The sequence below is a fragment of the Winogradskyella aurantiaca genome (genome assembly GCF_003362725.1).
GTDB lineage: Bacteria > Bacteroidota > Bacteroidia > Flavobacteriales > Flavobacteriaceae > Winogradskyella_A > Winogradskyella_A aurantiaca.
Window position 1 is genome coordinate 212,906 of the sequence record NZ_QKTV01000005.1, and the last position, 21,893, is coordinate 234,798.

The window sequence follows — 21,893 nt, forward strand, 5'->3', positions numbered from 1 at the left end:
ACAAGCTGGCTTAATCTGAGATATGCAGTAGCTTTGTAACTAACTAAATCAATAGTATGTCTGGATTGGATGTGGTCATGGTGATTGCCGTGATTTTATTTGCTCGACTTGGGGTAAGACTCGTCACCCAATATTTGAAAATGCGTCGCAAAAAGGAGGAGTAATTCTAGTTATTGATAATCATTCTGCTTTTATAAAGGTTCATAACGATGGTGCCAAGGAGCTCATTTCTAAAATTGCAACAAAGCTAGACCAGTTTTAGGTCTGGTTAAAAATAAGATTTCATAGAACTGTTGAATCAACAACGTTTTTTTTCACATATCCCTAAACATCCGCGGAAAAAGTAGTCATAAATTGGATTCTACAAATCCCTGTAGAAGATCAGCCCATTAGAAAAGGGATCATAGATTCCAAATTCTCTTGTCCCCCACTCCGTATCTCTTAATTGGGTTTCCTTATGAAATACATTCTTAGAACTAAATTCATCATATAGAACATCCACCTCATCGGTGTAGATGCGAAGTAATGGTCGGTCAACACCAGTTTGCCATTCATCTTTATGATGCCATTGAAGGTGTAAAGTAACACCATCCCTCAATAAACCAGCATAAGCTGGGGTCTCTGGATTATCCACAAAAGTTAATTTGAAACCTAGATTAGCACAATAATATTCAATAGCACTATTTACATCCTTAACCGGTAATACGGGATGAATATTTTGAAGATATGCTGTCATACTAATCCCGGATGGTACCGGAAAAATGATTTACTTTTGAATTCATGGGATTACCACTAGCTCTACGTAGTGTAGCTATTTGACCACAATGCCAAATAGCATCTGCTATGGGTCCATTAACCTGATTCCAAAACGGAAATGAGTTGGATCCAAACATAATTTTAAACTCTTCCATAGAATCGGCCTCACCAATAAGATCAACAGCAGCTTTCAAATTGTTTAAAGTGGCGACACGCAGTTCTTGAAAGTTCATAGTATTATCCTTGCCACGCTTGTTGGTTTTCTTTTCAGCACTGTTTCTAATGATAAGAGACAGATCATACACATGTTTCATAGTATCACCAATGGACCTTGATTCTTCTGAAAGTTTGAATTCAAAATCATTGTCTTCAAGGCTTTCGGTAGCCCAATAAAAACGGAATCCTAATGACTCAATCATTCTTGCAGATACCGAATTTGCAGTAAAGGTTTCTGGGTACTCAGAAAGTTCTCTAAACGGTAGCTCGTTTTGAGATTCTTGAGCTTGCATAAGCAAGCACATAGTCAAACTCAAAGCACTAATCCCCAATAATTTTATCAAGTTATTCATTTACTAATTTTAAAATATCAGTTTCCAGTTGCGTATTAAAACCAAAATACTCTTTGACAATAATTCCGTTTTGATCTACCAACAAATAGGTAGGCCAACCTTTAATATTAAATTGATCTAAAAAGGTCTGATCCTGGAAATAGTTATTAAACGTTATCTCTTTAGCTTCAATTAGATCAAGGGCTTTATCCTTACTTTCAGTAGTGATGCCAACTACCAGTAAATCGTCTTTATAGCTTTGATACAAAGCCTCAACTTGAGGAAATGATTTAATACAAGGGCCACACCACACTTCCCAGAAATCCATTAATAGAATTTTATCGGTTTCTAGTTGGACAGCCTTTCCTGTTTGAATATCAGTAAGATTTAACTCAGGTAACGCCTGGCCAATGTAAGGACTTGCTTCATACACCTCCGGTTCCAAAATGGTATAGTCTTTCAATATTGCCTTATAGCTATCGAAATCTGAACCTACTTCTTTATTGATTTTTACATCGGAGAACGTAATGCTTGTACTTGTTTTTTCTCCTTGATTAATCGAAGAGACTTTAACACTGACTGGTTGGTAATTTTCATCGAGGCTCACAACTTTAATTCGATCCATAATCAGGTAAAGTGAATCATCAGAATAGGTGTAGTACATATTAAATCCATGGTCAGTGGCCTCGGCCCAGCTGGAATCCTGCTTGGTTTCCAATTCAAAAAATGCATTGGATATAACCTGACCACCTGGGGATCCAGTAAAGTAATACCCTCCCGGGCTTACTTCATATATTTTCTCTTCCATGTCCAGATCAAAATTCTTTCCTTGATCATAAATTGAGATCTGAGCTACATCATCGCGTTTACCGTAGAAGTTAAATCCAAAAATGGTATCCTTCCTATTCCGTTCCAGATGTGCAAATCCCGAATTATCCCAAACACCTCCACCTGCAAAGGTGTCTATCCTTCGAACTCTATAAGACAACAACTCAATTGAATCACTTACCCTTGTATAAGCTGTCGCTACTTCTTCATAGGATACATGACTTTTTTCGCAGCCCGAAATCATGAACAAGAGGATAAAGGGAATAACTAATTGTTTCATAGCTTATTTTTTAGGCTCGGGAATTTTCTCAATGGGATTGAGACCATATTTATCAAACAAATACACCAAAGATGTCATCGTTGCAGCTCCTAGTTCCAATTCGCGTTTATTAACGTGCTCGAATGTATCATTAGAGGCGTGATGGTGGTCAAAATAGCGCTGCGAATCTGGTCGGAGACCAGCCAATACCATATTATCAGCCTTAAGCGGACCTATATCAGCACCACTTCCACCACGTTCAAAATAATGGATTAAATAGGGCTTGAAAAGCGGTTTCCACGATAACACTTGATTAAAATGAGACTCGCTGGCATCAAAGGAAAACCCCCTTGGTGTGAAACCACCAGCATCACTTTCCAAAGCGAAAATATGACGCTCCCCCTTTTGCTTGGCCACCTCGGCATATTTCCGCCCCCCTCGTAAACCATTTTCTTCATTCATGAATAACACAACACGAATAGTACGTTTCGGTCGTATCCCCATTTCTTTAAAAAGCCTTAATACCTCCATTGATTGTACCACCCCAGCACCATCATCATGAGAACCATCACCAAGATCCCAGCTATCTAGATGCCCCCCAACAATTATTATCTCCTTGGGAAATTCGCTACCGGTAATTTCGGCAATAACATTGTGGGATTCCACATCCTTTAACTGACGGCAGTTTTGCTTAAAGTAAAACTGGATATTAGGTTGTAAGCTCAGCATACTACTTAACAAATTGGCATCATTGGTACTAATAGCTGCTGAAGGGATGCGCTCAGACACTGGTAAATCCCCATAACTCATAGCTCCTGTATGTGGGTAATCATCATCTCTTAAATTCATTGATCGAACGATCACACCAATAGCACCATATTTGGCCGCTTCTTTAGCACCTGAATAGCGCTGATTGACACAGCCACCATATGCTTCGAACGTGCTTATAAGATCTGGTTGCATGGGGCGATTATAGAACACTATTTTTCCATCTATTTTTTCACGCCCAAGCTCTTCTAATTCTTCAAAGCTTTTGACTTCAACCAATTGTGATTTAATACCAGCAGCATTCGTAGCCACAGACCCGCCTAAGGCACAGATGTTTACGCTTGTTGTTTTTCCAGGTGCAGTTTCAAAATAAGCAAACTCTTTGGCACCTCTAATCCACTTAGGTACCATCACTGGCTGTAACCAAACTTTATCAAATCCCAATGCCTCAAGTTCAGCCTTAGTATACTTTACGGCACGTTCTGCATTTAATGAACCTGATAAACGCCCCCCTATTTGATTGGATAAATGATCTAACCATGTATAGCTCTTGCCGTTTGTAAGCGATTGGGTATAAATATTGCGTAGCACCTCAGCATCGGTTTGGGCATAACTACAATTCAGAATTAAGCTAATCCCAATAACTAATCCTATGTTAAAAAATGTTTTACTCATTCTTAAGTTGTTCTTTATACTCTTCAATATTTTGTTTTAATTCAATTGGCAAATCGGGTTCCTTAATATCTGTATACTTGGACAAGGTGTCATACAACACTTTAGCAACTATATATCGTGCCGTGGCCTTATCATCTGCAGGAATACTAAACCAAGGTGCATTTGGTTTTGAAGTGTGATTTAGAACTTCTTGGTAACAAAATTGATAGTCATCCCAAAGGGCCCGTTCTTTTAAATCACTAGGAGAAAATTTCCAATGCTTATTGGGCTTGTTGAGGCGTCGCAACAATCTGTGTTTTTGTTCATCTTTAGACAGGTTAAGGAAAAACTTAATCACTATTGTACCGTTATCAGCAATGAATTTTTCAAAATTATTGATCTCTTCAAAACGGCGTTGCCAAAAAGCTTCTGTAACATCTTCTACCGAATTGATATCAGGCATGTTCTCATTTAATAGGTATTTGGGATGAACACGTGTTACTAGTACGTTTTCATAATGAGTTCGATTAAATATGCCAAATATTCCCCTAGGTGGTAAGCGAACAAAATGCCTCCAGAGATAATTATAACCTAATTCCAGTGATGTGGGTTGTTTAAAGCTATGTGAGTCTACTCCACGTACATTAAACTCCTTAAAAACTTCTCTAATTAAACTGTCCTTACCAGCGGTATCCATTCCTTGAATGCACATGAGTACCGAGTACTTACCATGTGCATACATGGTATTTTGAAGGTCTGCCAAATCTACACTTACCTTACGGAGTTCCTTTTCTATTTTCTTTTCTGAGGCCTCCAAATCATAAGTTGTAGAGAGTTCCGACATCTCAATAGGTCCGTCAATTTTAAAGTCGTTTATATTAATCTTTTTCATATGTTGGTTATTTTGATGCGAAGGCCTCCACATCAGTTTTACTAATTTCACTGCCTCCAAGAATGATAAGGCGTTCAACTACGTTTCGCAATTCTCTAATGTTCCCTGTCCAATCGTAAGCTTTGAGGAGCTCGATGGCCTCTTTGGAAAATGATTTGGGTGCTGTGCCTTGCTCATCAGCGATTTTAGTTGAAAAATGATCCAACAATAAGGGAATATCACTCCTACGGTCGTTTAGGGCAGGCACCTGAATTAATATCACAGCTAGCCGATGGTATAAATCCTCTCTGAAATGTCCTTTTTCTATTTCTTCTTTAAGATTCTTATTGGTGGCAGCAACAACCCGCACATTTACTTTAATGTCCTTGTCACTACCAACACGTTGAATACGACTTTCTTGCAGCGCCCTCAATACTTTGGCCTGAGCCGAAAGACTCATATCTCCAACTTCATCTAAAAAAATGGTACCACCATTGGCTGCTTCAAATTTTCCTGCGCGGTCTTTATTGGCTGAGGTAAATGCGCCTTTCACATGACCAAATAGCTCACTCTCAATCAACTCACTGGGAATAGCAGCACAATTCACCTCTATCATAGGTCCTTTAGAACGATCGCTCTTTTGATGTAACCAATGTGCCACTAATTCTTTACCAGTACCATTGGGGCCCGTGATTAATACACGTGCGTCGGTTGGCGCAACCTTATCGATCATATCCTTGATCTTAGTGATTTCGGGACTTTCACCAATCATTTTGTATTGCTTACTCACCTTCTTTTTAAGTCGCTTGTTCTCCACAACAAGTTCCTTTCGATCCAAGGCTATCCTAACGGTATTTAACAAGCGATTTAAATCAGGTGGTTTAGAAATATAGTCGAATGCTCCTAATCGCATTGTGTTTACAGCGGTGTCTAAATCTCCGTGTCCTGAGATCATAACAACAGGAATCTCGGGTTTAATTTTTTTGAGTGCCTCCAGCACCTCTACCCCGTCCATTTTAGGCATCTTAATATCACAAAGCACCAGATCGTAATCCTGATTCTTTAAAATTTCCAAAGCCTGAAGTCCGTCTTCAACCTCATCAACCTTGTATTGATCATTTTCTTCTGAAAGAATTTTGACAAGTACACGCCTGATGGCTGCCTCGTCTTCTATAATTAGGATTTTTTGCATGTACAGTTTGAAGAATTAAATCTAGAACCTCTAATTTACTAAAAATAAGAGGCTATTGAGTCATAACTTAACTCATTGTTAAGACCCCTAATATTTAAGCCATTTAAACAACTCTTTGTAGGTAGGTTTTTTACCAAACATGAGAATTCCAACACGGTAGATCTTAGCTGCAAACCAAACTGTAATACTAAAGGTTCCAATTAGTAAAACTAGTGATAATAATTGTTGCCAAATGGGCACTCCAAAGGGAATGCGCATGAGCATCACCACAGGAGATGTCAATGGTATAAAAGAAAATACGGTAGAAACCGTGCCATGAGGATCTTCTATAACGGTGAACACCCCAACATAAACAGCCAGGATTAATGGCATTAAAATCGGAAGCATGAATTGCTGAGTATCTGTTTCGTTATCTACCGCTGCTCCAATGGCGGCATAAATGGAACTGTACAACAAATACCCTCCAATGAAAAAGAACATGAAGGCTACCACTAAATTGGTTAGGGGTAAATTGTTAATGGCGTTAATAATATTAACAGCCATTTGATCAGCATTCTGATTTTGCATGCTTTCCATGACCATCTGCTGTTGCGGTGTATTAACCTGTGCCATATCTACCCCAAAAATGGCAGAAACCAAAATTAAAAGTACTGCGCCCAACACCGCCCAAATAGCAAATTGAGTAACTCCAGCTAAGGAGGTACCAATGATCTTACCCATCATTAACTGAATGGGTTTAACTGAAGAAATAATGACCTCAATAATTCTACTTGTCTTTTCTTCAATAACCGAACGCATAATCATGTTACCGTAGATGATAATAAACATGAATAATAAATAACCGGCAATCCCACCAAAGGCAAGTTTAAGAACATTATCTATTTTAGAACTTTGCTCTCCCTCATAGCTTTCTTGAACTATGTCAATACTGGTTCTTGTCGCATTAATCCGATCTATGTCAAGCCCATCCTGAAGTAACTTCACTTCTTGCAACTCACGTTCTATAGTGTTTTCTAAAGACGAAATAACGGTCAATGAGGGACTATCTTCAGAATAGAATTTAAAGATTTGGGGGACCGCTTGGCCTTCTGGAATCGGCCCAATATGCATCAATCCATACCCCCCGCTTTCATTAATTATCGTCTTGGCCTCCTCCAGGTTCACCTCTTGTAAAAAGGAATAGGTTGTGTTGTCAGTATTCTGAAAAACATTCGTAAATAAACCCGATTGGTCCAGAATTGAGATGGTACGTTTCTTATCATTATTTAACTGAGTAAGATAAGCTACCACCGAAATTAGCGCAATCATAATCAAAGGACTAACAAAGGTCATTATAATAAAAGACTTGTTTCTGACCTTAGTCATGTACTCTCGCTTAATTATTAAGGGTAAATGATTCATGCTAATGATTTTCGATGGTTTGTATAAAAATATCGTTTGCTGAAGGCACCACCTCTACAAAGTGATTAACCTGAGCCTTAGAGGTTAAAAAAGATAAGACCTCATTTGGATTAACTGCCTCGTGACTTTTCACCACGAGTTTTAGATCATCATTTAAACTCTTAAACTGAGCTGGAAGCACTTTAAAGCGCTCCTCTATTTGTTTCAGAACAGTATCTGCTTGTTCTGTTACCAAGCCTACTTCAAAGCTGTTGGACTTAAACTCGCGTTTAATGTCTAATAAAGGGCCATCTAATACCTTATTAGATTTATGAATTAAGGCAATATGGTCGCATAATTCTTCTACCGATTCCATACGGTGGGTCGAAAAAATCACCGTAGCTCCTTCTTCACGCAATTGATGAATTTCGTCTTTTATTTGATTGGCGTTAATGGGGTCAAAACCAGAAAAGGGCTCATCAAATATTAGTAGTTTTGGTTGATGTAGTACAGTAACAATAAACTGAATCTTCTGTGCCTGTCCCTTACTGAGTTCTTGAATTTTCTTGCCCCACCAGTCCTGTATTTCGAACTTTTTGAACCAATATTCCAACCGGCTTTTGGCCTCCGCTTTGGTCATTCCTTTTAACTGCGCCAAGTACAACGCTTGTTCCCCAACTTTCATAGACTTATACAAACCACGTTCTTCTGGTAAGTAGCCAATATCACGAATATGTTCGGAACGCAAAATTTGTCCATCCAAATGCACCTCCCCTTCATCGGGCATGGTAATCTGATTGATAATTCTAATGAGTGTGGTTTTTCCGGCTCCATTTGGGCCAAGAAGACCAAAAATGGAACCTTTGGGAACAGAAATGGACACCTTGTTTAAGGCCGTAAAGTTTCCATAATGTTTAGAAACCAGATTTGCTTCTAACAGTGCTGACATATAAGTAAATTGAGGATCATATAGCGAGAAACAAATATATTAAAAGGGAACACAATTAAATTTTATAATTTGGTTTTTCACTCCGACTAAAGATTAAAATATATCCAATGGTATAATTTTACAGAAATATGAAACTTGCTATAGCTCAAATTCTGCCTTTAAAAGGTGCTATTGAAGATAACATCCAGGCTCACAAATCCTGGATTCTTAAAGCCGTTAACGCTAAAGCAGACCTCATTGTATTCCCAGAATTATCACTTACTGGTTATGAACCAAGCTTAGCACAAGACTTAGCGATGACTCCTGAAGATTCCCGTTTGGCCGTCCTCCAAAGGTTGTCCGATTTACATCATATTAGTATTGCAGTTGGAGCTCCAGTAAGAGCATACAACAGTATCCATATCAGTATGCTCATATACCAACCAAATAAAGCCCTTAAGGTATATCATAAGCAATATTTGCATGAGGATGAAACACCCTTCTTTGATTCTGGAAAACAACAACTATTATTTAATTGTGCTAATGAAATTATAGCACCTGCTATCTGCTATGAAGTCTTACAACCAGATCACTCCAAATCGGCCTCTACTATGGGCGCTACGCTATACTTGGCCAGCGTTGCCAAACCTCAAGATGGTGTTGATGCAGCTTACAATCATTTCCCAATTATTGCCTGTGAATATGGAATGTCCGTCATTATGAGTAATAGCATAGGTACTTGTGGTAACTTTATGAGTGCAGGACAATCGGGAGTATGGGATTCTAAAGGAGTTCTCGTGTCTCATTTAAATACTGATGAGGAAGGGTTGTTACTATTTGATACGGAAAATAGAGATATAAAAAAATAATCTAATTACGACAACTTAGAGTTAGCTGTTCTTGTAAAATGCTTTGTATCTTTAGAACAAATTGAGCATCACTATGAAATGGGTTAAACGTATCGCAATAGCAATTGTAGGTTTCATTTCAATCATTGTTTTTAGCGCTTACATTTATGTGACTCAAGTTAGAAGTATTAAGTTATCAGATACGGTTCCACCAATTGACCAAAATAGGGAAGCAAAGGCGCTTACGGCGTTTTTTGGTTTAGATGAACTTCCAATGCAATCGTTGCTACTTTATTACAAAGCACCTGGTAAAAACGGTATGCCACTCGTGTTCTCCCAAGAACTTGATCCAGCAACCATTAATAGCAGTGATTTTGAAGTTACTACTAAAGATGGGATGAAACATAAGGTAGAATTTGTAACCTTAAGACCAGCCGAAGAAGAATTTGAATTACGCACCCTACTTTTTATTGGTGAGTATGGAATACATCCTGAAAATCCACCTGTTATAGTGAAGGTCGTCGATGATCTTTTCAGCAGATCGGGCCAAAATTATAAAGGCCAGGTCATACCTGTCATTCCCTTACCCGATGGTCCTACCATCTCCTATGCGGAACACTTTATTATCGATGACGATTATCCATATGTTGAAAGTGGGCGGGGTTGCGATTGTCCAAAAGATGAGACATCAATAGTCGTACGGACAGTTTGGGCTGGTGGAGTGAGAGCCCTTAATGGTAAAGAACTAGGTGATCCTGAGTTAAGTGCCTTTACAGTTCATATGGTAAAGGACCAAGATACGATCGAAGTGACACCATTTAAACTTGCTGATCTTGGTGATAATGATAACAATATTGACCTTTGCCTTAAAGAAATGGGAATTCCTATTTCGGTTGTAGCTGCAGCCAATATCGCCATAGATCCAAGGAATGATCCTAATCCAAGTACAAAGAGTCGTGTTTTTAGTCGTTGGTAACCAAATGATTAAAACTCTCCCCATTCATAAATTTAACATTCGTTAAACAAAATTGATGTTTTGTAAGAATTTTCCATAAACTATACGTAATCAAGAATTGTAAGGGTTTTATAAAACAATCACCCAAGTAATTTTTAGTTAAAATATTGATTAACAATTGATTAAAAAAACAAAACCCACCCTTATGCGAGATAAGGATGGGAAAAAATTGCTATGAAAAAGAAAAATTACCGCTAATATAGCACTAGCGATGGGGTAAAGATACTGTTTTTTGTTTAATCTAACTTATTTAAGAGAACATATCTTTCACCTTTTCAAAAAAGGATTTATCGCCCTTTTCGGGCTTTGGTTGAAAGTGTTCATCATTTCGCATCGACTCGAAAAATTCCTTTTGAGATTTGTTAAGTGTTTTAGGGGTCCATACATTAACATGAACTAATAAATCTCCACGTCCATAACCATTAATACTAGGCACTCCCTTTCCACGTAGACGTAATATTTTTCCAGATTGTACACCTGGATCCAATTTAATTCTCACCTTTCCTGTAACAGTATCTATCTCTTTTGAAGCCCCTAATACAGCGTCAGGTAAACTCACGTACAAATCGTAATGCAGATTATCTCCTTCTCTTTTTAGTACTTGGTCTTCCTTTTCCGAAATTAGAACCAAAAGATCTCCAGCAATCCCATTACCAGGGGCATCGTTTCCTTTACCTGTCACTTTTAGTTGCATCCCATCAACAACACCAGCAGGTATCTTAACAGAAACAGTCTCTTCTTTGGCAATCATTCCCTGTGAATCACCACCTGATCCTAATTTATCTATGGTTTGACCTGCACCACCACAAGTTGGACATGGAGACGAGGTTTGCATTCTACCCAATATTGTATTGGCAATTTTTGTTACCTGCCCCGTACCATTACAGGTAGGACAAGTTTTGTAGGTTGTCCCTGGAGCTTGTACTTTACGCTTAACCTTTATTTTCTTTTCAACACCATTGGCAATTTCTTCCAGGGTTAAACTAACGCGAATTCTTAAGTTACTTCCTTTAGCTACACGACGACCACCGCCTCCGCCAAAGCCTCCAAAGCCTCCGCCAAAAGCACCACCAAAAATATCACCAAATTGGCTGAATATGTCATCCATATTCATACCTCCACCACCAAATCCACCAGCACCATCAAATGCCTGGTGACCAAATTGGTCATATCGAGCTCGCTTATCAGAATCACTTAATACCTCATAAGCCTCAGCCGCCTTTTTAAACTTCTCTTCAGCTTCTGAATCCCCAGGATTCTTATCCGGGTGGTATTTTAAGGCTTGCTTTCTGTAGGCTTTCTTTATTTCTGAATCGCTTGCAGATTTGCTAACGCCTAATATGTCATAATAATCTTCTTTCATACTGTTGTAATGTGTCTTATTACTTTATTGCTGCCAAATACAGTTACTGGCCTACAACCACCTTAGGGAAACGCAGTACTTTATTACCTAACTGGTACCCTACTTCAATCACATCAATAATCTTTCCTTTAAGATCTTCTGATGGAGCAGGAATCTGTGTCACAGCTTCATGATCGTCGGCATTAAAAACATCGCCTTGATTCACCTCAATTTTACTTAAGCCCTTTTGCTCTAGCGTTGCTTTGAGCTTATTGTAAATAAGTTCCACACCTTTTCTAAGCTCTTCTGCTTCTTTATCCTCATTAATGTGATTTAAAGCACGCTCAAAATCATCCAATATGGGGAGTAAAGACGTCATTACATCCTGACCCGCTGTTTTAAATAACTCAACGCGCTCCTTGGATGTTCTTTTCTTGTAATTTTCAAATTCTGCAAAAAGACGCATGAATTTGTCCTTTTCATTAGCCAGATCATTCTGCAATTGCTCGGTTTCAGAAATTGTACTCTCTTCCTTTGGCTCCGTTACTTGTTCTTGAGTATCATTAATTTGATCTTCAACAGCAACTTCTTCCTGTGCTTTTGTTTTAGTCTTTTTACTCATATCGAGATAAATTTCGTCTGCTTTATTTTTTTGTTCTAGAATGCGCAAAAGTACTGCCAATAATTAAATAATGTCAAATTGTCATTGAAACATCTTGAAATTATTTCATTGGAAAATTTATGGGGATTACACAATATCATGTCCGAATTACTTATTTTTAAAACTCGCTTGTTACATGCTATGAAACGTAAAATACTAAGAATTGGAATCCCATCACTGTCGTTCATCATCATTATTCTAATGATATGGGCCCCAGGACTTATAAAAAACTACGTGGTTAAAAACAGCCCAGAACTTTTAGGAAGGCAAATAGCCTTGGGTAAATTAAAATACAACTACTTCACAAGTACCCTCAAGGCCTACAATTTCAAACTTTTTGAAGCGAACGGTCAAGATGAATTTATCTCTTTTGATACCTTAATATTGAATTTAGAACCTATAAAATATTTTCAAGATGTAAAGGCGATTGAGCAATTTTATATTAAGGGGCTTACCTCTAGAGTGATTATGAAGGATTCTACCTTTAATTTTGATGATTTAATTGAATTTCATTCCAAAGAAGACTCCGTCTCAGTGGAAGCACCCTTAGAAAAAGATGCATTTAAATATGCCATATCCAACATTGAATTCAGAGAATCTAATTTTTATTTTGACAATAGAAACGTTGATAAACTAACTCAGATTCAAAACTTAGACTTGGCGGTTCCATTCATAGGTTGGGACCAAGAAGAAAAAACCAGTGCCGATGTTAAATTCAATTTCAAAAATGGCGGGTTTTTTCAATCGACAGTAAATGTTAATCCTAATGGCGGAAATTATGATGCGATAGTCGTAATTAACAGACTGAATCTAGACCCTTTTTACAAGTATGTCCAAGAATATGCTGACATTAACAGTTTTAACGGTAGTCTTGATGCCAATCTTTTAATTGAAGGTAACACCTACGAAGGTATTAAGTCCTTAGTATCGGGAAAGGTAGAGGTTAGCGACTTTGAAATGACGGATCTTAATAACAAAAAGTTTTTAGGAGCTGAAACTATTATATGTGAACTGGATACAATTGATTATTACAATTCCAATTATCAAATTGGTAGACTTGAAGCCAGGGAATCCTATACATTCTTTCAATTAGACACCATGTCCAATAACTTCTTTAGGATCTTCAAACTCGATGAGATATCCGATCCTAGTGACGCGGAGAGTGCAGTAAATGAGCCTAATGATACAACATCGGTAACTTTAAGTTACGGAATCGCTAATTTGGTGCTGACTAATGGGATTCTTGATTATACAGACAATCTCACAGGACAGCCATTTAATTACCATCTTAGCGCTATTAAAATAGATTCCAAAGACATTACCAACTCGGTTGATTGGCTGACCATAAATTCTACCATGTTGCTTAATAACCGTGGAAATCTTGTAGCCGAAGTTGGTCTCAATCCAAATGACTATTACCACAATATTAATTTTGATATTTCTATTGAAAAGTTCCTATTACCAGATTTAAATATCTATACCAATTATTATATGGGACATAGCATCCTAGAGGGTGACATGTACTATTATTCAAAATCTAAAATTACAAATGGCCTAATCAATAGTCAGAACAGTTTATTAGTTAAAAATGCAGAGTTAGAAACTGTTGATGCAGGACTCTATAGTCTTCCCTTAAAATTTGCTTTCTTTTTATTAACTGATAAAAATGGAGATGTCAATCTTGAAATACCGGTCCAGGGAGATGTTAATGATCCTGCCGTTGATGTGGGCACAATTGTCTGGAATACATTTAAAAATGTCATTGGTAAAACCGTAGCAGCCCCAGTAAATTTCTTAGTGGGCCTTGTGGGAGGGGACCCCAAAGAATTGGAAGAGCTAACTTTAAGTTACACAGACACCATTCCTTCAAGCAAACAATACAGCCAGCTTGATAAGCTTTTGGATCTAGAACAAAAAAAGGAAGAGCTCGCAATTACCATGACCTATTATGTGGATGCTAATCTGCAAAAAGAAGCACTAGCTAAAGAACTTGTAGGTCAGGATTTTAATAATAAACGTCGGAATTATTTAAAAGATGAGGCTAAGTTTAAAGACTATGTTTATAAAAAAGTTAAGACAGATAGCTTAAGCTTTAATAAAGCCCTTTTAGAATTAACCAAAGAGGTGAATTTAGACAGTTTATGTACTGTAAAAAACAGACGCTTACTAGAGCATATAGATACCTATTTGAAATTAGAACGTCCTGATACCAACATCCTTATAACAATGGGTGAACTTGATGCGCCAGAGAATGTAGGTTCCTATCCTAAATTTATGATCACGTATGGTATGGTTGATGGACAGGTTAATTCTGTTTCATCTGACAATTCTATTTCAGATTAGTCTGACAAATATTGAGGTAACAGCTATGGAATCCTCAAAAATCCGTAATTTTAGATGAAACCGAAACTTAAACCATTTTAAATTATGAGACGTATCCTTTATGTCTTTTTAGCGGCCAGTTTATTTGGATGTAAACAGGACAAGCAAAGCGAAGCAGAAGTAACACCTTCTGAACCAGCGTTAGAGATTACCACAACATCTTCAGATTCCAATGGAAATGCAACCAATGTCTATTGGGGAGATACGCACCTTCATACAACCCTGTCCATGGATGCTGGGTTATTTGGAAATACAAGAGGTCTTGATGATGCTTATAAATTTGCCAGAGGTGAACAAGTAACCTCGTCTACTGGAATTCCAGCGAAGTTGAGCAGACCCTTAGATTTCTTAGTTGTTGCTGACCACTCTGATGGAATGGGCTTATTTCAGTCCATCCAAAATGGTGAGGAATGGGTAATGAAAACCCCTCAAGGAAAACGTTGGAATCAAATGCTCGAGAAGGGAGAAGGTGCGGATGCCGCATTAGAATTGATCAAAGCCTTTTCTCAAAAAGAAATGGATATGAATCCCAATGATCCTGAATTGCAGAAATCTGTTTGGTCCATGACTGTTGATGCTGCTGAAAAATATAATGAGCCCGGAAAATTTACAGCGTTTATAGGATATGAATGGACTTCATTGATTGCAGGCAACAACTTACACAGGGTTGTTATCTACAGAGATGATAAAGATAAAACCTATAACTATACGCCTTCAGTCACCTACGATGATCAGGACCCAGAATCGTTATGGAAACATTTAAGTGCATACGAAGAACAAACCGGTGGAAAGGTATTAGCAATTCCTCATAATGGTAATCTTAGTAATGGCATCATGTTTACAGAAACAAAAATCAATGGAGAGCCCTTTGATGAGTCCTATGTAAAAGAGCGCATTAAATGGGAGCCTTTATATGAGGCCACGCAAATTAAAGGAGATGGTGAGGCCCATCCATTTTTATCTCCTAATGACGAATTTGCCGATTTTGAAAATTGGGATTACGGTAATCTAGATTTGAGTGCCTTAAAAACTGAGGATATGCTCCAGTACGAGTATACTCGCTCTGCTTTAAAGCTCGGTTTAAAAATTAAGAATGAACTGGGCACCAACCCCTATAAATTTGGACTAATTGGAAGTACCGATTCTCACACCTCTCTTGCTACAGCAGACGATAATAATTTTTTTGGTAAAGCTGTGAATGTTGAAGGTGGTGCAGAACGCTGGAAGCATCCATTTGTACAAGCCGATAAAGGGGTCATCTATACATGGCAAACTCTTGCGTCTGGATACGCAGCTGTATGGGCAAGAGAAAACACTAGAGAAGCGCTTTGGGATGCCATGAAACGTAAAGAAACGTATGCTACCACAGGCCCTAGAATGACAGTTAGGTTTTTTGGAGGCTTTGATTACTCTGCTGCTGACCTTGACAACCTTGTGGATAACGGATATGCCAAGGGGGTTCCAATGGGTGGAGATCTCAATAACGCCAGCGGTAAAACTCCTGGATTTATGATACATGCTGTCATGGATCCTGAAGGAGGTAGCCTTGATAGGGTTCAGGTGGTTAAAGGATGGGCAAATGCAGACGGCACCATGGGCGAACAGGTATATGATGTCGATTGGAGCGGCGATAGAGTAATAGAAGAAAATGGTAAACTACCAGCCGTCCCCAATACGGTAAACCTGAAGGATGGCTCATGGGACAATACTACTGGGGCAACCGAATTAAAAACCTTCTGGACCGATCCTGATTTTGATCCATCCTTAGAAGCTTTTTATTATGTAAGAGTTCTGGAAATTCCAACTCCTAGATGGACCTTATATGATGTACTAAAGTACAATATTGAAATGAGCGATGAAGTTCCAATGACGGCCCAGCAAAGAGCTTATACCTCCCCAATCTGGTACAGTCCTAAATAAAAAAATCAATATTTATGTTTAAGAAGCTCCCGCCATGGGAGCTTTTTCAATGTCTATTATGAAAAAGCTATTTAAAGAGCCCCTGGTTCATTTCATGTTAATTGGTGTTCTTATTTTTCTTGTTTATGGCATCGTTGGTGAGAATGAAACCAATGAAAACACCATAGTTTTTAATTCCTATGACTTAAATAATATACTCAGCAAATGGGAGTTGCAATGGAAGCGGCCTCCTACAGAGCAGGAACTAAAAAATATTATAGAACAAAATATGAAGCAAGAATTGTTCTATCAAGAGGCCTTAAAAATGAACCTTGATCACAATGATGAGATCATTAAAAGGCGACTTTCACAAAAAATGGAGTTTCTCAGTAACGACCTTATAAGCATGAAACCTCCCACAGAACAGGAATTATTAGAGTTCTATGAGAAGGAACAACAGAACTATTTAAGTGATTATATTTTTACCTTGCATATTGTCACCTATTCGTATGATTATCATGAACAACCGTCTCAAGTTGCATCCACGGCTCTTGAAAAAGCTAAGGAATCTGAGTTATCCACATTAAAGGGTAAAGGAGACAAGATGTCCTTTCCTGACTTCTTTGAAAATTCAGAAGCAATAGAAATTCGAAAATCACTCGGGAATTCCTTTGTTGAAGGCCTTAAGAAAAGTACCATAAATAGATGGTCAGGCCCCATTCAATCCGGATTTGGGTATCATTTGGTCTTTATTACAAATAAGAATGAACCTCGTGCAATTCCATTAGAAACGATTGAAGATCGCGTTCTAAATGATTACAATTATACACGTCAACGCCAATTAGATTCCACTTTGTATATGGAGTTAAAAAAACATTACACCTTTGACTTAGACTTGAATTCAAAAGAATTTGATCCTGAGATCATCAAATTGGTAGAGAACACCCTAACAACAAATTAGCATTGAAAAGATTGCGATTTCTTATACTCATCACAGTCTTGATATTTAGTTTCAAGTCAGCAGCTCATGAAATACGACCGGCATATTTACAATTAGTTCAAATTGATCAAAACACCTATGAAGCTTATTGGAAAGTACCTATTTTAGGTGAGCTGATTCCAAAAATCAATCCCGTTTTTCCTTCAGGATTCCAATTAGAACAATTAAACCGGCCTAATAAGGCAGGAGGGGCTGTGGTTTACAGCTATCGTTTAAAGTCCGAAATGGCACTTCCAGGTCAAGTACTTTATATTGACGGTCTCGATAAAACACTTATTGATGCCCTTTTAACTATTACATACTTAAATGGTGAAACGGTAAGTGTTCTTCTGCAACCTGATAAAGATTCTATCATTATCCCCGGAGAATCCAAACTTATTGATATTATAAAAACCTACACCATTCTTGGTATTGAACATATTCTCTTAGGTTTTGATCATCTTCTCTTTGTCCTCGCGCTTATACTCATTGTAAATAGTAATTGGAAGATCATCAAGACGGTGACAGCTTTTACTCTGGCCCACAGTATTACCCTGAGTGCGGCCGCATTAGGCTTAGTTTTTGTTCCGGGCCCTCCAGTTGAAGCTATTATTGCCCTGAGTATTGTGTTTTTAGCACTTGAGATTGTCTTAAATCTGAGAGGGAAAGAAACTTTGACAAGTCGCCAACCATGGATAGTGGCATTTGTATTTGGTTTGTTGCATGGTTTTGGATTCGCGGGAGCACTAAGTGATATTGGATTACCTCAACAGAATATTCCATGGGCATTGGGCTTTTTTAATATTGGTGTTGAATTAGGACAGATTGCCTTTATTCTAGTAGTTGTTTTATTAACCAAAGTACTCAACTTGAAGAAGAATTGGCCCCTAGCAACAAAACTTATTCCCGCTTATGGGATTGGTTCTATAGCGTGCTTCTGGTTAATTGAACGCATAGTTGGTTTCTGGATATGAAAAAGCGCCCAATAAATTGGACGCTTCTCACTTTTCATAGCAATTCCTAATTACAACGCATCAAATTACTTAGGCATTACTACGGTGTCAATTACATGGATCACACCATTACTCCCCTTCACATCTGTCGCAACGATCTCGCTGTAATTTCCTTTAGTATCTTTAATCCAGATCTTGCCATCTTTTGACATTACTGTTAAGACATCTCCGTTTACTGCTTTTACTTCAACTTTACCATTGTTCTGCTTTAAAGCGGCCACAACATCACTCGCCATTAACTTTGATGGTACTACATGATAGGTAAGAATGTTTGCTAGCGCTTTTTTATTCTCTGGTTGAAGCAAGCTATTTAGAGTGTTCTTATCGATTTTGGCAAACGCTTCATTGGTAGGTGCAAATACGGTCCATCCACCACTTTCAGGTGTTCCTGATAATACACCAGCTAAATCAGCAGCTTTTACAGCAGTTACTAGGGTTGAAAAATCTTTGTTACCGGCGGCAACATCCACAACAGTTTTTTGTGCCACAGCCACATTTGTTACTGCTAAGGCTAAAACGGTAGATAAAACGAAAACTAACTTTTTCATAATTTTTTTATTATTGGTTAAACGAATCAGCACTCTTCTTTTAATTTTTGGTGCTTTCAGTTATATTTACACAAGAGGTTATTCGTTAGATGAAGCCTTAGTATTTTTTGGCAAATCTTTAACACCTATGCAACAGGACACTGAGCTCATTTCGCAACTTCAAAATGGAGATGAGGGTGCCCTATCACAACTTTACGACAAATATTCTGGGGCACTTTATCATGTAATCCTTAGGATGGTCCAAAACCAAGCATTGGCCGAGGATTTGCTACAAGAAACATTTATAAGTATTTGGCAAAAGTCCAATCAATATAATCCAGATAAGGGAAGGTTTTACACCTGGGCTTATAGAATTGCTAGGCACAAAGTGTTAAATTATTTGAGATCTCAAAAAGACCTCATCCAAAGGGGGGATTTAAGTGTATCTATTATTGAAGAAGAGAAAGAAGATATAAGTACCGAATTGAAAAGCTTCAAAGGTGCCATATTAAAATTAGAGCCACACCATCAAAAAGCGTTGGAATTGGTCTATTTCAATGGGTTAACACATTTAGAAGCGCACAAAAGTATGGATGTTCCCTTAGGAACTTTTAAATCTTATGTGCAACAGGCCTTGAGAGAATTGCGCAAGCACTACAAGAATTTGGCACTTCTATGGGTTATATTTTTAATGCTAAAGGGATGATGACAAAGGACAAAATATTAAAGGAACAGTTACTGGAACAATACCTGTTAGGAGATTTAGAACCTGCTGTAAGCGATCAGATAGAATTAGCCATAAGCAAGGACTCCTCTTTAAAAGCTATGGTAGATGACATGGAGTTGGACCTTGAGAAGCTAGGCCAAGAGCATGCACTTTCAGTTCCAAAGACAGTCAAAGAACATCTAATGCATGAGATTAGTAATTCCAACCCATCGTCAAAGGTTAGACCTATGAAACCAGAACGGTTTAAAGCCTGGTTCAGTCTGGCGGCTGCGGCCTCTGTGATTTTGTTCTTAAATACCATTTATTTGATTGTTCAAAATGGTGATATAAAGCAGGAATTGACAGAGATAAGTTCTGAATCCCAACAATTAAAGGAGCAACAGCGTTCTTTAATCTCCTCCTATAATAATCAAGAAACCTTATTAGCGTTTATTTCAAATCCAAATACAAAACAGTACTCCTTGGAAGGGAATAAACTCATGCCTGACACTAAAATCGTGAGTTATGTCAACCATGATGAGAAACAAGTTATGGTTAATACAGCAGCTATGCAGGAATTGGACCCAGACCATGATTATCAAATGTGGGCCGATGTTGAGGGAGAGATGATTAATATGGGAGTTATCAATCTCAATGAATCAATGCTGGCTATGACATACATTGATGATGCTGAGTCATTTAATATCACTATTGAACCTAAAGGGGGATCTGATCATCCCACCGTTGAGCGTTTAATTAGTAATGTTTACCTTTAAAGAAAAGTTCAATATTGAAATACTTTCTTTGTCTTGTCTTTAGTCTTGTCTCCTTCATTTCCATTGCTCAGGAATCTGAAGTTGCTGAATTTAAAAAGCATCGTATTTCATTAGGGCTAGGTCACACCCATATTCCTAGCAGTGAACTAATTGAAGGCAGAAATAAACTAGCTTTTGCATCTTGGACCCTAGATTATGATTTTCATTTTAATGAACGATGGGCAATTGGTCTTCAGACCGATCTTATTATGGAATCCTTTATAATAAAACGATTTAATCAGGAAGAAATTGAAAGGGATTACCCTTTTTCTGTTAGTCCAGTTGTTCTTTTTAAACCATTTAACCGCTGGTCTTTTGTAGCTGGAGTTGGTGCAGAATTTGCACCTGGTGAAACATTAGGTTTTACAAGACTGGGAGTAGAATACGGTATAGAAATATCAGAAAATTGGGAATTTGGAATTACCTTCCTTTGGGATGCTAAATGGGACTATTATAATTCCTGGGGACTGGCATTTATGATATCCAGGCTGTGGTAAGTTTTATAGAAGCAAATCTGATAAGGTTGGACGAATGTTAGGGAATTCAAATTGAAAACCCTCCCCTTCCAGTTTTTGCGAACTCACACGCTGACTCTCAAATAAAAGCATTGCCATTTCACCTAATAGTATATGCATGACAGCCTTTGGGATGTTAGGTAAAAACAACGGGCGTTTTAAAATTTCTGCTGTAGCTTTGGTAAGTTCTGTATTCGATACCGGATTCGGAGCCACCCCATTAACCACACCATCTAGCTCTTGTTCTAAAACAAACATAAAAATAGCAGCGAGGTCTTTAAGGTGAATCCAACTTTGCCATTGTTCACCTGTACCAAAGGCCGCGCCAAATCCCATTTTTACTGGCTTCACAATTTCTGGAAGGGCCCCGCCTTTTTCAGACAAGACCAATCCAATTCTAATCTTAGAAACAAGACGACCATCCGTTTTAAGTTCATCCACAGCAGCTTCCCACTGCTCCACTACTTCCCCTAAGAAGGAATCTGATACCTCATTATATGTTTCTTCGTAAAAGTGGGTTTGGCTCGTTGGATAAATTCCAATAGCACTAGCCGAAATAACATGATCGATTGGGAATTGATTAGCTTCAATAGTATTTTTAAGAAGTCTTGTACTTTCAATACGACTGTTTAAAACTTCTTTCTTGTATGCCTTTGTCCACCTTTTAGAAATGGAAGCCCCAGCTAAATGTATTACAACAGAAACATCTTTAAAGCATGCCGCATCTATTTCCTGAGACTCGATATTCCAGTAGAATCCTTTATAATTTTTGGTAGTACTTATTTTAGATTTTGAAGAGGATAAATAATGAACCGTCATGTCTTTCTCATGACATAACTTTACAATCTCTTTACCTACCAATCCAGTTGCCCCTGTTATTAAGACGGTCATGTTTAACTTTTTTGCAAAGTTACAATAGGTCGCAAGCGTGGATTTACTATTTAATTAGGATTTAACAATTTAACTCAGGGTTCGTAGATTTTATTCATACTAAAATGAAACTACAA

General features: G+C 37.9%; 21 protein-coding genes. 9 read left to right on the top strand and 12 right to left on the bottom strand.

The window, feature by feature from the left end:
* Positions 1–361 precede the first annotated feature (361 nt).
* The 8 genes from DN064_RS10065 to DN064_RS10100 form a co-directional block, all read right to left on the bottom strand.
* Positions 362–736 carry a glyoxalase superfamily protein gene (locus DN064_RS10065; RefSeq protein ID WP_115462520.1) on the bottom strand — a complete coding sequence of 125 codons (375 nt, stop codon included), beginning with the start codon at positions 734–736 and terminating at the stop codon, positions 362–364.
* Between the two features lies 1 nt (position 737).
* Positions 738–1,325: a hypothetical protein gene (locus tag DN064_RS10070; RefSeq protein ID WP_232827469.1), complete on the bottom strand. Its 588-nt coding sequence runs from the start codon at positions 1,323–1,325 to the stop codon at positions 738–740.
* Entirely contained in the window at positions 1,318–2,412 is a 1,095-nt protein-coding gene (locus DN064_RS10075; RefSeq protein ID WP_115462521.1) for a TlpA family protein disulfide reductase, read from the bottom strand. Before DN064_RS10075 ends, DN064_RS10070 begins: the two co-directional genes overlap by 8 nt.
* A gap of 3 nt (positions 2,413–2,415) precedes the next feature.
* Positions 2,416–3,834, bottom strand: a complete 1,419-nt coding sequence (locus DN064_RS10080; protein ID WP_115462522.1) for a M20/M25/M40 family metallo-hydrolase — start codon at positions 3,832–3,834, stop codon at positions 2,416–2,418.
* Positions 3,827–4,705 (bottom strand): PPK2 family polyphosphate kinase, encoded by an 879-nt coding sequence (locus DN064_RS10085; protein WP_115462523.1) that lies wholly within the window; start codon positions 4,703–4,705, stop codon positions 3,827–3,829. The genes DN064_RS10080 and DN064_RS10085 overlap by 8 nt, the downstream gene beginning before the upstream one ends.
* A gap of 7 nt (positions 4,706–4,712) precedes the next feature.
* Positions 4,713–5,876 (bottom strand): sigma-54-dependent transcriptional regulator, encoded by a 1,164-nt coding sequence (locus DN064_RS10090; RefSeq protein WP_115462524.1) that lies wholly within the window; start codon positions 5,874–5,876, stop codon positions 4,713–4,715.
* Positions 5,877–5,963: 87 nt separating this feature from the next.
* The gene (locus tag DN064_RS10095; RefSeq protein ID WP_115462525.1) at positions 5,964–7,277 is read right to left on the bottom strand and encodes an ABC transporter permease; all 1,314 of its coding nucleotides are present in this window, start codon (positions 7,275–7,277) and stop codon (positions 5,964–5,966) included.
* A gap of 1 nt (position 7,278) precedes the next feature.
* Positions 7,279–8,205 carry an ABC transporter ATP-binding protein gene (locus DN064_RS10100; protein WP_115462526.1) on the bottom strand — a complete coding sequence of 309 codons (927 nt, stop codon included), beginning with the start codon at positions 8,203–8,205 and terminating at the stop codon, positions 7,279–7,281.
* A gap of 128 nt (positions 8,206–8,333) precedes the next feature.
* Between DN064_RS10100 and DN064_RS10105 the strand changes: the two genes are divergently transcribed.
* Together DN064_RS10105 and DN064_RS10110 are read left to right on the top strand one after the other, a co-directional pair.
* Complete coding sequence (locus tag DN064_RS10105) at positions 8,334–9,053, top strand: carbon-nitrogen hydrolase family protein (RefSeq protein ID WP_115462527.1); 720 nt, start codon at positions 8,334–8,336, stop codon at positions 9,051–9,053.
* Between the two features lie 73 nt (positions 9,054–9,126).
* Positions 9,127–10,008: a hypothetical protein gene (locus tag DN064_RS10110; RefSeq protein WP_198659435.1), complete on the top strand. Its 882-nt coding sequence runs from the start codon at positions 9,127–9,129 to the stop codon at positions 10,006–10,008.
* A 289-nt stretch (positions 10,009–10,297) separates the two neighbouring features.
* Here DN064_RS10110 and dnaJ read toward each other — a convergent pair whose 3' ends face one another.
* A complete protein-coding gene (dnaJ, locus tag DN064_RS10115; RefSeq protein WP_115462528.1) occupies positions 10,298–11,410 on the bottom strand; it encodes a molecular chaperone DnaJ in 1,113 nt (370 codons plus the stop codon).
* Positions 11,411–11,453: 43 nt separating this feature from the next.
* Positions 11,454–12,011, bottom strand: a complete 558-nt coding sequence (locus DN064_RS10120; protein ID WP_115462621.1) for a nucleotide exchange factor GrpE — start codon at positions 12,009–12,011, stop codon at positions 11,454–11,456.
* A gap of 78 nt (positions 12,012–12,089) precedes the next feature.
* Here DN064_RS10120 and DN064_RS10125 point away from each other — a divergent pair, with 78 nt between their 5' ends.
* The 4 genes from DN064_RS10125 to DN064_RS10140 all read left to right on the top strand — a co-directional run bounded on the left by DN064_RS10125 (position 12,090) and on the right by DN064_RS10140 (position 18,284).
* Complete coding sequence (locus tag DN064_RS10125) at positions 12,090–14,393, top strand: DUF748 domain-containing protein (RefSeq protein WP_157962284.1); 2,304 nt, start codon at positions 12,090–12,092, stop codon at positions 14,391–14,393.
* Positions 14,394–14,477: 84 nt separating this feature from the next.
* Positions 14,478–16,352, top strand: coding sequence for a DUF3604 domain-containing protein (locus DN064_RS10130; protein ID WP_115462530.1), 1,875 nt, complete (start codon positions 14,478–14,480; stop codon positions 16,350–16,352).
* Positions 16,353–16,410: 58 nt separating this feature from the next.
* Complete coding sequence (locus DN064_RS10135) at positions 16,411–17,292, top strand: peptidyl-prolyl cis-trans isomerase (RefSeq protein ID WP_157962285.1); 882 nt, start codon at positions 16,411–16,413, stop codon at positions 17,290–17,292.
* A 2-nt stretch (positions 17,293–17,294) separates the two neighbouring features.
* Entirely contained in the window at positions 17,295–18,284 is a 990-nt protein-coding gene (locus DN064_RS10140; protein WP_115462532.1) for a HupE/UreJ family protein, read from the top strand.
* 65 nt (positions 18,285–18,349) lie between these two features.
* On the opposite strand, the gene DN064_RS10145 is transcribed toward DN064_RS10140, so the two are convergent.
* Complete coding sequence (locus DN064_RS10145) at positions 18,350–18,871, bottom strand: fasciclin domain-containing protein (protein WP_115462533.1); 522 nt, start codon at positions 18,869–18,871, stop codon at positions 18,350–18,352.
* Positions 18,872–18,998: 127 nt separating this feature from the next.
* Here DN064_RS10145 and DN064_RS10150 point away from each other — a divergent pair, with 127 nt between their 5' ends.
* From DN064_RS10150 to DN064_RS10160, 3 genes are read left to right on the top strand one after another with little or no spacing between them, the layout of a single operon-like run.
* Positions 18,999–19,556, top strand: coding sequence for an RNA polymerase sigma factor (locus DN064_RS10150; RefSeq protein ID WP_115462622.1), 558 nt, complete (start codon positions 18,999–19,001; stop codon positions 19,554–19,556).
* Positions 19,553–20,332 (top strand): anti-sigma factor, encoded by a 780-nt coding sequence (locus DN064_RS10155; protein ID WP_157962286.1) that lies wholly within the window; start codon positions 19,553–19,555, stop codon positions 20,330–20,332. The genes DN064_RS10150 and DN064_RS10155 overlap by 4 nt, the downstream gene beginning before the upstream one ends.
* A gap of 14 nt (positions 20,333–20,346) precedes the next feature.
* Complete coding sequence (locus DN064_RS10160; RefSeq protein WP_115462535.1) at positions 20,347–20,868, top strand: hypothetical protein; 522 nt, start codon at positions 20,347–20,349, stop codon at positions 20,866–20,868.
* 3 nt (positions 20,869–20,871) lie between these two features.
* Here DN064_RS10160 and DN064_RS10165 read toward each other — a convergent pair whose 3' ends face one another.
* Entirely contained in the window at positions 20,872–21,777 is a 906-nt protein-coding gene (locus DN064_RS10165) for a TIGR01777 family oxidoreductase (protein ID WP_115462536.1), read from the bottom strand.
* Positions 21,778–21,893 lie beyond the last annotated feature (116 nt).